11 protein-coding genes are annotated in these 14468 nt (G+C 53.6%); 10 read left to right on the top strand and 1 reads right to left on the bottom strand.

Going from position 1 to position 14468, the window contains the following annotated elements; translation table 11 throughout:
- Positions 1-621: 621 nt before the first annotated feature.
- A protein-coding gene (locus tag A1WC_RS0124900; protein ID WP_085929673.1) for an IS3-like element ISEc52 family transposase occupies positions 622-1790 on the top strand; the annotation gives its coding sequence in 2 pieces (ribosomal slippage) (positions 622-871 and positions 871-1790; 1170 coding nt in all).
- Between the two features lie 99 nt (positions 1791-1889).
- Here A1WC_RS0124900 and A1WC_RS20670 read toward each other — a convergent pair.
- Positions 1890-4655: a LuxR C-terminal-related transcriptional regulator gene (locus A1WC_RS20670; protein WP_016160350.1), complete on the bottom strand. Its 2766-nt coding sequence runs from the start codon at positions 4653-4655 to the stop codon at positions 1890-1892.
- Positions 4656-4908: 253 nt separating this feature from the next.
- Here A1WC_RS20670 and A1WC_RS20675 point away from each other — a divergent pair, with 253 nt between their 5' ends.
- The 9 genes from A1WC_RS20675 to A1WC_RS20715 all read left to right on the top strand — a co-directional run bounded on the left by A1WC_RS20675 (position 4909) and on the right by A1WC_RS20715 (position 14456).
- On the top strand, positions 4909-5868 hold the full coding sequence (locus A1WC_RS20675) for a thiamine pyrophosphate-dependent dehydrogenase E1 component subunit alpha (RefSeq protein WP_002889884.1): 960 nt from the start codon (positions 4909-4911) through the stop codon (positions 5866-5868).
- A gap of 11 nt (positions 5869-5879) precedes the next feature.
- A complete protein-coding gene (locus tag A1WC_RS20680) occupies positions 5880-6899 on the top strand; it encodes an alpha-ketoacid dehydrogenase subunit beta (protein WP_002889881.1) in 1020 nt (339 codons plus the stop codon).
- A 3-nt stretch (positions 6900-6902) separates the two neighbouring features.
- Positions 6903-8438, top strand: coding sequence for a 2-oxo acid dehydrogenase subunit E2 (locus A1WC_RS20685; protein WP_016160349.1), 1536 nt, complete (start codon positions 6903-6905; stop codon positions 8436-8438).
- The gene (gene lpdA, locus A1WC_RS20690; protein ID WP_016160348.1) at positions 8428-9825 is read left to right on the top strand and encodes a dihydrolipoyl dehydrogenase; all 1398 of its coding nucleotides are present in this window, start codon (positions 8428-8430) and stop codon (positions 9823-9825) included. The genes A1WC_RS20685 and lpdA overlap by 11 nt, the downstream gene beginning before the upstream one ends.
- A gap of 176 nt (positions 9826-10001) precedes the next feature.
- Positions 10002-10253 (top strand): zinc ribbon domain-containing protein, encoded by a 252-nt coding sequence (locus A1WC_RS20695; protein WP_002889874.1) that lies wholly within the window; start codon positions 10002-10004, stop codon positions 10251-10253.
- A gap of 512 nt (positions 10254-10765) precedes the next feature.
- Positions 10766-11557 carry a class I fructose-bisphosphate aldolase gene (locus A1WC_RS20700; RefSeq protein WP_002889868.1) on the top strand — a complete coding sequence of 264 codons (792 nt, stop codon included), beginning with the start codon at positions 10766-10768 and terminating at the stop codon, positions 11555-11557.
- A 14-nt stretch (positions 11558-11571) separates the two neighbouring features.
- Positions 11572-12123, top strand: a complete 552-nt coding sequence (locus A1WC_RS20705) for a glycerol-3-phosphate responsive antiterminator (protein ID WP_008805284.1) — start codon at positions 11572-11574, stop codon at positions 12121-12123.
- Positions 12124-12143: 20 nt separating this feature from the next.
- Positions 12144-13682 (top strand): FGGY-family carbohydrate kinase, encoded by a 1539-nt coding sequence (locus tag A1WC_RS20710; protein WP_016160347.1) that lies wholly within the window; start codon positions 12144-12146, stop codon positions 13680-13682.
- A gap of 12 nt (positions 13683-13694) precedes the next feature.
- Positions 13695-14456, top strand: coding sequence for an SDR family NAD(P)-dependent oxidoreductase (locus A1WC_RS20715; protein WP_016160346.1), 762 nt, complete (start codon positions 13695-13697; stop codon positions 14454-14456).
- Positions 14457-14468: the final 12 nt, after the last annotated feature.

Below are 14468 nucleotides of genomic sequence, written 5' to 3'. Positions count from 1 at the left end.
ATTTAATGGAATGGCGGTTAGTTTCCTATTATTTATCGATCAAAAGCAAATTTCTTTACGCTGTGTCGTATGTAATGGTACCTGTTCCGGGTATCTTTTTGCGAACCGCATTCCAAAATCATACTTGCAAGGGGCCGTCGTTGCGTTTTCACAGCGAACGACCTTATGAACAACACCGAACAACAGTTCCTGAGCAAGCTGGATAGGCGTGCAGGGTTGTGGTCAATGAGCCCCTGGAGACTGGCATGATCTAGGGTCATGTTTAATGATGATTAGGCCTTTTCGTCCCCCATTCCGCACTTGTCTGAGGTAAGTCGCTCTGATGCTAGGATAGAAATGCACGGAGTAAATCACAAACGTAAACTTTCCCCAACTTTTTCTCAAGGTGTCTTTTATAGGTGCATATATAGTCGATAAGCGTTCGAGGACCGATTGGTATACTGGAAGCGCGAAACTCGAGCCAGTTTTCCCAAAGTTCCGAGAAGACAGGCGTCTGCTCGTTCGTCCGTAATCCGCTTCAACTCTTTCTGAAGACAGCGGATCTCGGCCTGAAGTGGTTTACTGAATTTGGCCACCTGAACAGAGGTGATATGCTCACCTCAGAACAACACAGGTGTCATAATGAAAAAAAGAAATTTCAGCGCAGAGTTTAAACGCGAATCCGCTCAACTGGTCGTTGACCAGAACTACACCGTGGCAGATGCAGCCAGCGCTATGGATGTCGGCCTTTCCACAATGACGCGATGGGTGAAACAATTACGTGATGAACGGCAGGGCAAAACACCAAAAGCCTCCCCCATTACCCCGGAACAAATTGAAATCCGTGAGCTCAGGAAAAAGCTACAACGTATTGAAATGGAAAATGAAATATTAAAAAAGGCTACCGCGCTCTTGATGTCAGACTCCCTGAACAGTTCTCGATAATCGGGAAACTCAGGGCGCGTTATCCTGTGGCCACTCTCTGCCATGTGTTCGGGGTTCATCGCAGCAGCTACAAATACTGGAAAAACCGTCCTGAAAAGCCAGACGGCAGACGGGCTGTATTACGCAGTCAGGTACTTGAACTGCATGGCATCAGCCACGGCTCTGCCGGAGCAAGAAGCATCGCCACAATGGCAACCCAGAGAGGTTACCAGATGGGGCGCTGGCTTGCTGGCAGACTCATGAAAGAGCTGGGGCTGGTCAGTTGCCAGCAGCCGACTCACCGGTATAAGCGTGGCGGTCATGAGCACGTTGCTATCCCGAATCATCTTGAGCGACAGTTCGCCGTAACGGAACCAAATCAGGTGTGGTGCGGTGATGTGACCTATATCTGGACGGGTAAGCGCTGGGCGTACCTCGCCGTTGTTCTCGACCTGTTCGCAAGAAAACCAGTGGGCTGGGCCATGTCGTTCTCGCCGGACAGCAGGCTCACCATGAAAGCACTGGAAATGGCATGGGAAACCCGTGGTAAGCCCGTCGGGGTGATGTTCCACAGCGATCAAGGCAGCCATTATACGAGCAGGCAGTTCCGGCAGTTACTGTGGCGATACCGGATCAGGCAGAGTATGAGTCGGCGTGGAAACTGCTGGGATAACAGCCCAATGGAGCGCTTCTTCAGGAGTCTGAAGAACGAATGGGTGCCGGCGACGGGCTATGTAAGCTTCAGCGATGCAGCTCACGCAATAACGGACTATATCGTTGGATATTACAGCGCACTAAGACCGCACGAATATAATGGTGGGTTACCGCCAAACGAATCAGAAAACCGATACTGGAAAAACTCTAACGCGGTGGCCAGTTTTTGTTGACCACTTCAATTATCCATGGCTCATAGCCCCGTAACGTAAGCGGCGATGAGCAATGCCATCTTAATAATATTTTATATCCAGCCCTCCCTCTTCAAACCGTTAATCCAGTAATTTCATCTCCAGCGCCCGGCTCATCGCTTGAGTGCGGCTATTCACTTTAAGCTTCGCGTAGATGTTTTTGATGTGCCATTTGACCGTCTCGGCAGAAATAGCGAGGGAGCGAGCAATTTCTTTATTCATCTGACCTTCAGCGATCAGTTGTAATATCTGAAATTCTCGCTCGCTGAGTTCCCCATGAATATCGGGGCTTCCACTATTAAACGGTGTTCCATCTGCAGGCGCGCGCTTGCCGGCCCAGGGTTCATGGACTATCCCTTCCTCAGTACAAGCCGAAGAGGATTCATTCATACCGGCAAGCAAAGGTTGCAAGGTATCGCCAGCATCAAGAAAGAGGCCCGTGAGATGCTGTTGTTCAGCCAGCTGCACGACTGGCTGAAATGTTGTGCGCGCAGCGGCAGTTTTGCCGCTGTTCCACAAGGCCAATGACCAGAGCGTACGCAGACGCGCTGCGGTTAACTTGTCCCCCCGCCTTTCCTGATCGGAGACCATCTCAGCCAGGAGAATACAGGCTTGCGGCGCCTGGCCTCTGGCGAGAAGAAGGCGACAGTGGCTAAGGGATGCAGACAGAGCGATAGCGCGTTGACAGGGATGTTCGGCATCCATTCTGAAGCTGGCGGCCATTTGTTCAAGTTGTCGCTGCAGTTGCTCTGCGCCTGTGACATTGCCGCGCTGCAGCCGCACCCTCACCTGCTCGGCTAACATCATGGCCTGGAGCCGTTGCCAGCCGCGAGACACGGCAAGACGCTGCGCATGCTCCAGCAATCGCTCGGCCTCATACGGCATATCGCCATCCAGGGCCTGACGCGCGAGATAGGTATAGCAACGACGCAGCGCATCGGGTGGACTGAATCGGTCGATGAATTCGAGCCGGTCGGCTAACAGATGATCGGGCGAGTCACCACTCTGACATTCATAGGCTATCTCCGCCAGCAGCGGCGCCAGCGTCGCGCCACTGGTCGACTGGGTACCGGTATAACATTCAGCCTGGCGCAACGTTTTCTCTGCGTACCACCCGGCTTTACCCAGATCGCCCTGACAAAGATGGCACTGGGCAATGATAAAAGCGCGATAAACCGAGACAAACAGATTATCTAAAGGACTTTCCGGAGAGGGCATATGCTGTTGAACCTCCAGCGCATCGTGATAGCGCTGGTTAACAACATGGCAATAGCTGAGAATATTGCATATCAGACCATCAACCCAGGTGTCGCCGCAGGGCACTTCGGCCAGCAACGGCTGAACAATAGCCAGACTCTCCGGGATGTTTTCCGCAAAGGCTTCGCAAATTGCCCGCACAACCCGCAATTTACACCAGGTGCTGCGGGTTAAATCCTCACGATGATGAAGTACCATCTGATCGAGGTTATCAAGCAGCTGCCTCGACTCATCAAAGTGGAAATAATGCGCCAGTGCCCAGGCCAGATTAATTTGCAGGTCTATGCGCGAAGGATCGGTACTGGGCGGTAAATGATGCATCCATGAGATCAAGGTATCGATATCCCCTTCTTCCGCCAGTGACTGAGCGCTTGCGCCGTCCTGTACGGGGCTATGCACCGGCTTGCCTGCGCTGAGCGCATGGCGTACCGCCTCAGACCACAGCTTCTGTTCGACGAACCAATGACTGGCTAATTCATGTAGCTGTTTGCGATCAATATCGTTGTTCTGCTGCAGCATGGTCCGAAGATTTTCCTGCAACAGAGGATGGTAGCGGAACCAGTAGCCTTGTTCGTCAAGGGCTGACAAAAAAAGGTTGTGTCGCTCAATCCATGTCAGCATCGCTTTACTATCATCTCGTCCTGTCACTGCGTTGCATAATTCGGCATTTAACCGACTGAGGAAGGACGTTTTTACCAGGAAATCGAGAACCTCTTCCGGCAGCGGATCCAGTACCACCTCTTTCAGATAGCGGGCAATGGACCGTGTTCCTCCATGCATATTGCGCAACAGATGCTCGGGATCATGCTGTAATTCTGCGGACAATGAAGCGATCTTCATCCCTGCAATCCAGCCCTCAGTCACGGACTGTAGCCGCTGTGCATGGTGGTTGCTGAGGGGTAGCGCAACCGTGCGGCTAAAATAGTGTTTTGTTTCTTCGAGCGTGAATTGCAGGTCTCGATCATAGATTTCCACCAGTTGGTCCTGGGCCTGCAGCTGGCTCAGCGCAAGATTCGGGTGGAAACGGCTGCCAATGATCAGATGCAAGGCGGCAGGCGCATGCTTGATTAAATACCCCACGGCTTCATAGACCCCACGATCGTTAATCACGTGGAAGTCGTCGATGATCAGGTATACGTCATGCGGGCAATAGTGTAGCTGGTTAATGAGCCCGGCCAGCAGTTGCTCGGAGCTGGAGAGCTTCTGTTCTTCCATGTCACGCCAGAAATCGGCGTCCCAGTCAGCATAGAGTGGACGCAATGCTTGCAGCAGATAAGGAATAAACTGCCATACGTCATCATCATCCTCATCGAGGCTCAGCCAGGCGATACGTTCACCCTGGGCGACCATCTGCTGATGCCATTGTGCCAACAAAGTGGTTTTGCCAAATCCAGCGCCGGCGCAGACGACGCCCAGCCGGCACTGCTGAACGGGACTGAGAAGCTGAAGAAGCCGGGGGCGCTCCAGCAATTGTATTGAAGAGCGAGGCGGGACGAATTTGGTCAGGATTAGCGGCAAGCCTCGCGTCAGCCGCAATGGCCCGGAGACCAGTGAGGGTGATTGGCGACCTTCTAAATCCAATGGCTTCATCCGTGGTGTCTACTCGTTTTGTTTTTTTTCAATTGTACGCCAGCCACCGGGATGACATGGGGCAGGCAAACTTTATGGCTACATAAAATTTAGAAAGTTTGACCTCAAGCATGAAAACCCCCACCTACCCCCCCATGAAGGTGGCTTCGCACTCCCTTTAACCGCTCGTAGATTCATTGCATGGGTGTGGCCAGGGTTATCCGCCTTGTCTGTTGGCCCCGCCTGGGTGACCTTTATTGAGGAGAATTAAACGATGCTCAGCAAACAGGCGTTATTGCAGGCTTACCGCAAGATGCGGGAGATCAGGACCTTTGAAGAGCGGTTGCATCAGGAAAATACCAGCGGTGATATTCCGGGCTTCATTCACCTTTATACCGGTGAGGAGGCCATCGCGGTGGGGGTCTGCGAAAATTTAACGAGCGCAGATTTCATTGGTTCAACACACCGTGGACATGGCCACTGTATTGCTAAAGGTTGTGACATTCACGGCATGATGGCCGAAATATTCGGTAAGGACAGCGGGTTATGTCGCGGTAAGGGTGGCTCGATGCACATTGCCGATCTGTCGAAAGGAATGCTGGGGGCGAACGCTATCGTTGGGGGGGCCCCTCCACTGGCCATCGGCGCCGCGCTAACGGCAAAAACGCTAAAAACCGGCAACGTCGGGGTCTCTTTTACGGGCGATGGGGGTTCTAATCAGGGCCTGGTCTTTGAAGCCATCAATATGGCCGTCGTGCTCCAGCTTCCAGCCGTCTTTATTTTCGAGAACAACGGTTACGGCGAAGGGACCGGCCATGACTACGCCGTGGGTGGGCGTGATATCGCCCGGCGCGCCGCTGGCTTCGGCCTGCCGGCAGTGACCGTCGATGGCACCGATTTCTTTGCCGTTTATGAGGCAACCTCAGAGGCGGTCAAGCGTGCGCGAGAAGGCGGTGGCCCAAGCGTCATTGAGGCCAAAGCCTTCCGCTGGCATGGTCATTTTGAGGGCGATCCCGCGCTATACCGCGCGGAAGGTGAAGTGCAACGCCTGCGTGAACAACATGATCCGCTGAAGATTTTCACCGCTAAGGTCAAGCAACATATCACCCAGGAAGAACTGGCGGCGATTGACGAGGAAGTAGAAGCCCTGGTCAACGATGCCGTATTGAAGGCCCGCGCCGCTGCCTACCCGGCTCCGGAAGACCTGCTGACAGACGTGTACGTCTCATACTGAGGGTGATAACCATGACAATAAAAACCTATCGTGAAGCGGTCAAGGAAGCCCTGGCTCAGGAAATGGAACGCGATGAACGCGTAGTGCTCATCGGTGAAGACTTGCGTGGCGGTCATGGCGGAAATGCGCCCGAAGAGGCAAAGATTGAAGCCTTTGGCGGTGTGCTGGGTGTCACTAAAGGGCTGTGGACGCAGTTCGGCTCCGATCGGGTGATCGACACGCCCATTACCGAGTCGGCCATTATCGGTATGGCGGCCGGCGCCGCAGCAACGGGGCTGCGGCCAGTCGCGGAATTGATGTTCATGGATTTTTTTGGTGTGAGTCACGATGCACTGTATAACCAGGCGGCTAAGTTCCGCTACATGTTTGGTGGCAAAGCCAGAGCTCCGCTGGTAATGCGAGGGATGATCGGCGCAGGGTTTTCCGCCGCGGCCCAGCATTCACAGTCACCCTATAATATCTTTGCCACCACGCCTGGACTGAAAGTGGTGGTGCCCTCGACGCCTTATGACGTCAAGGGTCTGTTAATCCAGTCCATTCGCGACGACGACCCGGTGGTATTCTGCGAGCATAAAATGCTGTACGACCTCAAGGGCGAGGTACCGGACGAGATCTATACCATCCCGCTAGGTGTAGCCAACTACACTCGCGAAGGAGAGGACGTCACCATCATTGCGTTGTCGGCAATGGTACATAAAGCAAACCAGGTGGCGGACAAACTGGCCAGAGAGGGGATCTCGGTCGAGGTGGTCGACCCGCGAACCATTTCGCCGCTGGATGAGGAAGGTATTCTGGAATCGGTGGCTTCCACGGGGCGGGTAGTGATTGTCGACGAATCCGCTGCACGCTTCGGTTTTGCTCATGATGTCGCGGCGCTGATTGCGTCCCAGGCATTCCATTTCCTCAAAGCGCCCGTACTGCTGGTAACGCCGCCACACACGCCGGTCCCGTTCTCCCCTGCTCTCGAAAAACTCTGGATCCCTGGCGTTGAACGTATCGAAGCCGCCGTCCGTCAAGTGCTGGAGGATTAACCTATGAGCGAAATCAAGACGCTTGAAATGCCAAAGTGGGGGCTTTCCATGGAGGAAGGCTTGCTCGCTCGATGGGCAATCCAGGAGGGTGACGATTTCACCAGAGGGCAGGAAATCTGTGAGATTGAAACCAGTAAAATCGTCAATGTGCTGGAGGCACCTTTTGCCGGTACATTACGCCGGATAATCGCCCGGGAGGGTGAGACGCTTCAGGTTGGCGCCGTGCTGGCTCTGGTGGCTGACGCTTCAGTCAGCGATGCTGAACTGGACGAATTTGCTGCCAGTCTGGCGACGGTGAAACCCGCAGCCCCTGACCCGGAGGCTGCCGCGCCGGACGTAGCGGCACAGGCAGGCGCTAAGCCACCTTCCGTTGTTTCGCCGCCATCCAACAGTCCGGAGCCCCCTATTGGGCAGACCGTCATCCCCGTCAGTCTGCAAGGCGTGACCGATGTGACTCAGGTTAATGCCACGCCCCATGCGTTACGACTGTCTGCCCGCTGGGGTGTCGACCTGAAAAAGGTCCGCGGCAGCGGACGCGGGGATCGTATCTCTGTTTCTGATCTGGAAAGCGCGATCGTTGCCGCCGGCGGTCGCCTGGCCTCTCCGACGCCACCCGTTCATCGCAGCAAAGCGCCCCGCTCGCATGCCGATGATAGCCAGGTATCGGCCACCCCGCTGGCGCGCCGCCTGGCCGGCAAGCTGGGTATCAACTTGCATGACTGCCGAAGCAGCGGTTCACGCGGTCGGGTGAGTCGCGATGATGTGCTGGCTGCGGCGTTGTTGCTCGACGGGCACCCGCCGGTCAGCCCTGTGCAGGAGAGTGCCCCGACACCCTTTGAGAGCATCCCCATGTCCGGTATGCGGCGGGCTATCGCTTCTCGCTTGCAAACCTCTAAGCAACAGTCTCCCCATTTCCGTTTGAGTGTCGATCTCGATCTGGAACGACTGTTAGCGTTTCGTCAGGAAATTAACCGCGAAGTACCCGGCGTCAAGATTTCGGTTAACGACCTGCTGGTGAAAGCCTGTGCCCTGGCGCTGGTGGCCGTGCCAGACGTCAACATCCAGTTTGATGAAGCGACACAAAGTATCCGCCGCTTTGCGGATGCCGATATTTCAGTGGCTGTTGCGCTGCCTGACGGGCTAATTACCCCCATTGTTCGCTCGGCGAACCGGAAATCGATCAGCGACATATCGGCCGAAATTCACGCCCTGGTGACCAGGGCCAAAGCGGGCACGCTGAAGCCGGAAGAGTTCCAGGGGGGGACCTTTAGCGTGTCAAATCTGGGGATGCTCGGCGTACGGCAGTTTGACGCCATCATCAATCCACCGCAAAGCGCAATCCTCGCCATTGGCACCGGCGAGATGCGGGCGGTAGTACGCGACGGGCAAATCGTCGCGCGCCACCAACTGACGGTATCGCTATCCTGCGATCACCGGGTCATCGATGGGGCGGCAGGTGCAGCTTTTCTCCAGGAACTCAAGCGACTGACTGAAACCCCTACCCTGATGTTTATCCAGGAGACGAGCTATGCACGATAATTACGATGTGCTGATCATCGGCGGGGGTCCTGGGGGGTATGTGGCCGCCATCCGTGCCGGTCAGCTAGGTCTTCGTACCGCCTTAGTGGAAAAACAACATCTGGGCGGCATCTGCCTGAACTGGGGATGCATTCCAACCAAGGCGCTGTTGCATGGCGCTGAGGTCGCGCACAGTATCACCCATGCCAGTCAGCTGGGCATCAGCGTGGGTGAGGTGAATGTCGATCTGCAGAAACTGGTGCAGTTTAGCCGTGCCGTTTCGCAACAGCTCACCGGCGGGGTTGAGTATCTGTTGAAGAAAAATGGCGTGAGGGTGATTGATGGCACCGCGCGGCTGCGCGGTAAGGGACAAATAACGGTAGCGGATGCCCGGGGGGAAGCGCACGATTACCGGGCCGATCACGTGATCCTGGCCACGGGCGCCCGACCACGCGCATTACCAGGCATAGAGCCAGATGGCGAATATATCTGGACCTATTACGAGGCACTACAGCCTAAGCGATTGCCCAGGTCGCTATTAATCATCGGTTCAGGCGCGATTGGCGTCGAGTTCGCCAGCCTTTATAACGATCTGGGCTGTAAAGTGACGCTGGTCGAGCTAGCGTCGCAGATTTTGCCCGTGGAAGATGCCGAAGTGTCAGCGGCGGTGCGTAAGTCATTCGAAAAGCGCGGGATTCAGGTCCATACCCAGACCCAGGTAACGCAAGTACAGCTCACCGATACCGGGGTGCGCTGTACAATGAAAAATACGAGCGCCGAATCTTTCCTGGAAGTCGAACGCGTGCTGCTGGCGGTTGGCGTACAGCCGAATATTGAAGATCTGGGGCTGGAAGCACTGGGCGTCGAGTTAGACCGCGGTTTTATCAAGACGGATGCGGCTTGTCGCACTAACGTATTTGGGCTTTATGCCATCGGCGATGTAGCCGGCCCGCCGTGTCTGGCGCACAAGGCCAGCCACGAAGGCGTGATCTGCATTGAGACACTGGCTGGTGTCGAAGGCACCCACCCGCTTGATCGCGACTATGTGCCCGGTTGCACTTATTCCCGGCCTCAGGTTGCCAGTCTGGGCCTGACGGAATCGACGGCCCTGGCCAGAGGACGACCCGTCAGGATCGGTAAGTTCTCTTATCAGAGCAATGGTAAGGCGCTGGCCAGCGGCGAGACGGAGGGTTTTGTGAAGACTATTTTCGATGCTGAAACCGGCGAGTTGCTGGGCGCGCATATGGTTGGCGCACAGGTCACGGAACAGATCCAGGGGTTTGGTATCGCCCGTCACCTGGAGGCCACAGATGAAAGTCTTCTGTCGATGATCTTTGCGCATCCGACACTTTCCGAAGCGATGCATGAGTCAATCCTCGCGGCCTGCGACCATCCGTTGCATCAATAAAAAATAAGGGAGGCGATAGCTGCGCGATACGGAGTAAGTTCCCGTTATCCCTCCCGCACTCCCCGGCAGAAGATCCCCAACAACGGTTACGGCAGGATCTATTGATCTGAAACGCTAAGTGCCATGCGTAAATTCTGTATGTTTAGTAGACAACCAAACGACAGGAGGAGCGCTCTATGACACAGCACGAAAGGTTTTGCCAGGCCTGCGGAATGCCGATGTCCGCACCTGATGCGCAAGGGGCCAGCGATAAATATTGCGCGTATTGCAGCGACAGCGACGGTAATCTGAAATCCTGGGAAGAGGCCGTATCCGGTCTGGCGGCTTTTCTCGACGCCTGGCAAAAGGTGGGCGTAGCGGAATCACGGAAACGGGCAAAACGTTACCTGACGGCGATGCCTGCCTGGGCGCACAAAGCGGACGAGTAATTTGCCCGGGCGGCAGGAAGAAACCATCCCGGGGACAGACCGCCATGCCGACAACATTGCTATAGCGTTTTCGTACGCCATCCGGACAGGAATAAATGCGCGTTGTAGATGACGACCTGCAGGCATAGGCATGCATGGATGCGATCTTCATGCGGATGAAATAAACGCCTGGCGTTCTCACCCTTGACCGGATGCGTTATTGCCTGGTTTTTAAAGGTTCTGTTTCTGTATTTAACCCGGCACTTCTCATGGAATACTACATATTGATGTGATGAATCTCTCATTTCAACGATACCAACTGGACAATAAGTTATCGCGTGTGTTAGTTATTTAATCACGCAAGAGAACAGATTTAATTTAAAAAAGTTAAACCTTTCTCACCTTGCTAAAAAATTGCATTGATAATGCTTTGGAATCCCGAACCATTATCAAAAGGGTATGTGAACAGAAAGCCCTCAGAGACGCGAGTCTCTGAGGGCTTTTTTTTGTTTTTTTATCTCAGGAGTAAATAAATGTCTAAAGAACGTCGTCTCTCAAGAATATTCGCAAAAGATGGTAAATCCGTGACCTTAGCGCTGGATGGCTACTATTTTTCCACGAAAACAAATGGTATTGATAATACAATAAATCAGCTCCCTGCTCTGGTGGAACACGGCCTGGATTGCGCGCTCGTCACGTACGGCATGTTGAAGAATTATCGGGAAGCATTAAACAGCGTTCCCGTTGTGTTACGCGTCGACAGCACGGTCAGTATCTTTGACAATACCGTTCCCGATACAACCCCCGTTTTTTCCGTCGAAGATGCGCTTAAAGTCGCTGCCGAGGGTGTGGTCTGCATGACCTTCCCCGGCGCCTTCAATGAAGAAAAAACCCACATTATGGCGATGCAACTCGCGCAGGCAGCGGATCGCTGGAACGTACCGCTGATTGTCGAATCGCTCCCGTATGGTTATCCCGTCACCAGCGATGACTCTAACAATCCGGCCATCATCGCTGCATCGGCCCGCGCAGCAGTGGAGCTAGGCGCGGACGTCATCAAAACGCGTTTTACCGGTTCACCAGAGGACCGACTGATCGTTGAAGCTGCTGGCGTGCCGGTGCTTGCCTTAGGAGGGCCAAAAACCGGCATCGACGGTTACTTCAAATTTGTTCAGCACTGTATGCAGATGGGTGCGAAAGGCGTGGCTGTGGGACGAAACATTACCCAGGATCCGCAGCCAGCGAAAGTGGTAGCAGGTCTGAATGCCATCATCCATGAAAACGCAACAGCAGAAGATGCATACAGCCTCTACATGGCTAAATAACATCGGAAATTAATATGATTTCAAATAACACCATCATCCCTTCCATCAGGAAGTATAAATACTTTGAGAAAGCATTATCCTGCCAGTCAGAATATGTGCTGCTATCCGAAGCGAATATCGGCAATCTGCAGTCGCTGATTGGCAAATGCCATCAAAGCGGTAAGAAGGTCCTCGTTCACCTTGAATTACTGGGCGGCTTTAAACCGGATCAGGCGGGGATCAATCTGCTGAAAAATTATTACAAGGTTGATGGTGTTATTTCTTCCAATCTCTCCGCGCTACGCTACGCCAAAAAAGAGGGATTGATAACCGTATATCGGGTTTTACTTATCGATTCGCGATCGCTTGATCAGTCGCTCGATATTGTTAAGCACAGTCCACCGGACGCAATTGAAATCTTACCTGCTGAATATGCCTGCCAGTGCCTGGAGTTGATTAGCCGAAATTTGAAAGGCTTTGATGTGGTATTCATCGCCGGAGGCTTTGTTAAGCGCAAATACCTTGTAGATAAAATATTCCATGCCGGATTTAAAGGGATAACCACCAGCGAGCCCGGCTTATGGTAACCAATAAGGAGTCCACGCGAATGAAAGATGAATACGTCATGGGCATCGACAATGGTGGAACCGTCACCAAGGCAGCCATCTATGACCGTAAAGGACAGGTGCTCGCCATCGCCTCAAAATCCACGCAGATGCTGACACCCCAGGAATTCCACACAGAGCGCAGTATCGATGAGCTGTGGGCCGCTAATGTCGAAGTGATTAAAAAAGCAATTGAGCAATCAGGTATCGACGCCAGCCAGATAAAAGGAGTGGCCGTCACCGGTCATGGTAACGGTCTGTATCTGGTTGACGAAGAAGGTCACCCGGTGCGTAACGGCATTATATCCACCGATAGCCGGGCAAAAGAGTACGTTGAGAGATGGCAACGTTCGCCAGAATTCCTTACCGACATTTTGCCAAAAACAATGCAGTCCATTTGGGCCGGACAACCTGTCGCCCTGCAGGCATGGCTGAAGGACTTCGAGCCCGAGACGCTGCAAAAAGCGCATTATATTTTTATGGTCAAGGACCTGATCCGTTTTTACCTGACCGGAGAGGCTTTTCTTGAGCTGACCGATATCTCAGGGACCAACCTGATCAACGTACGTGACTGCAAGTATGACGATGAACTACTGGCATGGTGGGGACTTGATGAACTGTGGGATAAATTGCCCCCCATCAAACGCTCAACAGAATGCTGCGGAAAAATCACTGACGACGTAGCCCGTCTGACCGGTTTATGCGCAGGTACGCCGGTTTCTGGCGGGGTGTTTGATATCTCGGCCTCTTCCATTGCCTCGGGGATTAACAGTCTCGATAAGATGGCGATCGTCACCGGCACCTGGAGCATAAACGAATACGTTACCGACCACCCGGTTATTGATAAAGATCTGTTTATGACCTCCATTTATCCCATTGAGGGTAAATGGCTCATCACCGAGGCCAGCCCTACCTCCGCGAGCAACCTGGAGTGGTTTATTAACAACTTTATGGAGAGCGATCGGAAAACCTCCGCCGAACAAGGATCGTCGGTCTATGACCTGTGCAATAAGCTGGTTTCGTCAACGACGCCGGATGAAAGCCACCTGCTGTTCTTTCCGTTCGTGTTTGGCTCTAACACCATTCCCGACGCCTCGGCCGGCTTTATCGGTGTAAACAGCTTTCATAAAAAAGCCCATTTTCTGCGGGCGATTTATGAGGGCGTGGCCTTCAGCCATCTCTACCACACCGAGCGCTTACGCAATATTAACCCGAAGCTAAGCCGCACAATTCGTATTGCTGGCGGTGTCACGAACTCCCCGGTCTGGCTGCAGATATTCGCCGATATCTTCCAGGCCACGCTGGAAATCGTTGACGTCAAAGAACACGGAACCCTGGGTACCGCGATGACCGCCGCCGTCATGGTGGGCTGGTTTGCAGAGGTATTTGCTGCCTCAAACGACATGGTCCATGTCTCACGCACCGTCTCCCCTAATCCGGAAAACCACCGGGTCTACCAGACCAAATACCAGCTTTATAAAAACCTGTTATCAGAAATGCAGTCGCCGTGGAAAAGCTGCAGCAACTACATCGCGCACTAAGTGAGGAAAAAAATGGATCTTAATTTAACGAATCGTACGGCCATTGTGACAGGCGGCGCAACCGGCCTGGGGAAAGAGTTTGTTCTTTCTCTCGCCAAAGAAGGCGTCAATATCTGCTTTACCTATATGCGTGAGGAAGAGTGTTCCGAACGGCTGATCGAAACGGTGAAGGCCAGCGCGAACGTAAAGATCATCGCGGTTAAAACCGATCTCTCTGACGAACAGAGCCGGGAAAATCTGTTTGCCACCTGTATCGACAGACTGGGCAAAGCCGACATTCTGGTGAATAACGCCGGGATCTGGCTGAGCGGCTACGTCACCGAGATCAGCCCGCAGGACTGGGATCTGGTGATGAATGTCAATCTGAAAGCCATCTTCCATCTCAGCCAGCTGTTTGTAAATCACTGCCTGCAGCATGACCAGATGGGCAGCATTCTGAATATTACCTCGCAGGCTGCGTTCCATGGCTCCACGACGGGACATGCGCACTACGCGGCAAGTAAGGCCGGCCTGGTCGCCTTTGCTATCTCACTGGCGCGGGAAGTCGCCAAACAAAAAATCAATGTGAACAATATCGCCGTCGGGATCATGGATACTGCGATGATCCGTAAGAACATTGAGCAAAACCCTGACTATTACGTCAGTCGTATTCCGGTGGGCCGCGTGGCCCAGCCGCAAGAAATTGCCGACATCGGTGTCTTCATGGTTTCTCCTAAGACCAGCTATATGACGGGAGCAACTCTGGACGTTACCGGCGGTATGTTGATGCGTTAATCTAGGGAGAAT

This window comes from Klebsiella sp. KTE92, assembly GCF_000398905.1.
Lineage (GTDB): Bacteria > Pseudomonadota > Gammaproteobacteria > Enterobacterales > Enterobacteriaceae > Klebsiella > Klebsiella variicola.
Note: the sequence above shows the minus strand (reverse complement) of the source record. Positions and strands in the feature narration are given on the sequence as shown.

What these genes read in the sequence shown, in the direction of transcription:
- A1WC_RS20675 (WP_002889884.1), top strand. Translation starts at nt 4,909, where the DNA reads ATGCTCAGCAAACAGGCGTTATTGCAGGCTTACCGCAAGATGCGGGAG.
- A1WC_RS20700 (WP_002889868.1), top strand. Translation starts at nt 10,766, where the DNA reads ATGTCTAAAGAACGTCGTCTCTCAAGAATATTCGCAAAAGATGGTAAA.
- A1WC_RS20715 (WP_016160346.1), top strand. Translation starts at nt 13,695, where the DNA reads ATGGATCTTAATTTAACGAATCGTACGGCCATTGTGACAGGCGGCGCA.
- A1WC_RS20685 (WP_016160349.1), top strand. Translation starts at nt 6,903, where the DNA reads ATGAGCGAAATCAAGACGCTTGAAATGCCAAAGTGGGGGCTTTCCATG.
- A1WC_RS20680 (WP_002889881.1), top strand. Translation starts at nt 5,880, where the DNA reads ATGACAATAAAAACCTATCGTGAAGCGGTCAAGGAAGCCCTGGCTCAG.
- A1WC_RS20695 (WP_002889874.1), top strand. Translation starts at nt 10,002, where the DNA reads ATGACACAGCACGAAAGGTTTTGCCAGGCCTGCGGAATGCCGATGTCC.
- A1WC_RS20670 (WP_016160350.1), bottom strand. Translation starts at nt 4,655, where the DNA reads ATGAAGCCATTGGATTTAGAAGGTCGCCAATCACCCTCACTGGTCTCC.
- A1WC_RS20705 (WP_008805284.1), top strand. Translation starts at nt 11,572, where the DNA reads ATGATTTCAAATAACACCATCATCCCTTCCATCAGGAAGTATAAATAC.
- lpdA (WP_016160348.1), top strand. Translation starts at nt 8,428, where the DNA reads ATGCACGATAATTACGATGTGCTGATCATCGGCGGGGGTCCTGGGGGG.
- A1WC_RS20710 (WP_016160347.1), top strand. Translation starts at nt 12,144, where the DNA reads ATGAAAGATGAATACGTCATGGGCATCGACAATGGTGGAACCGTCACC.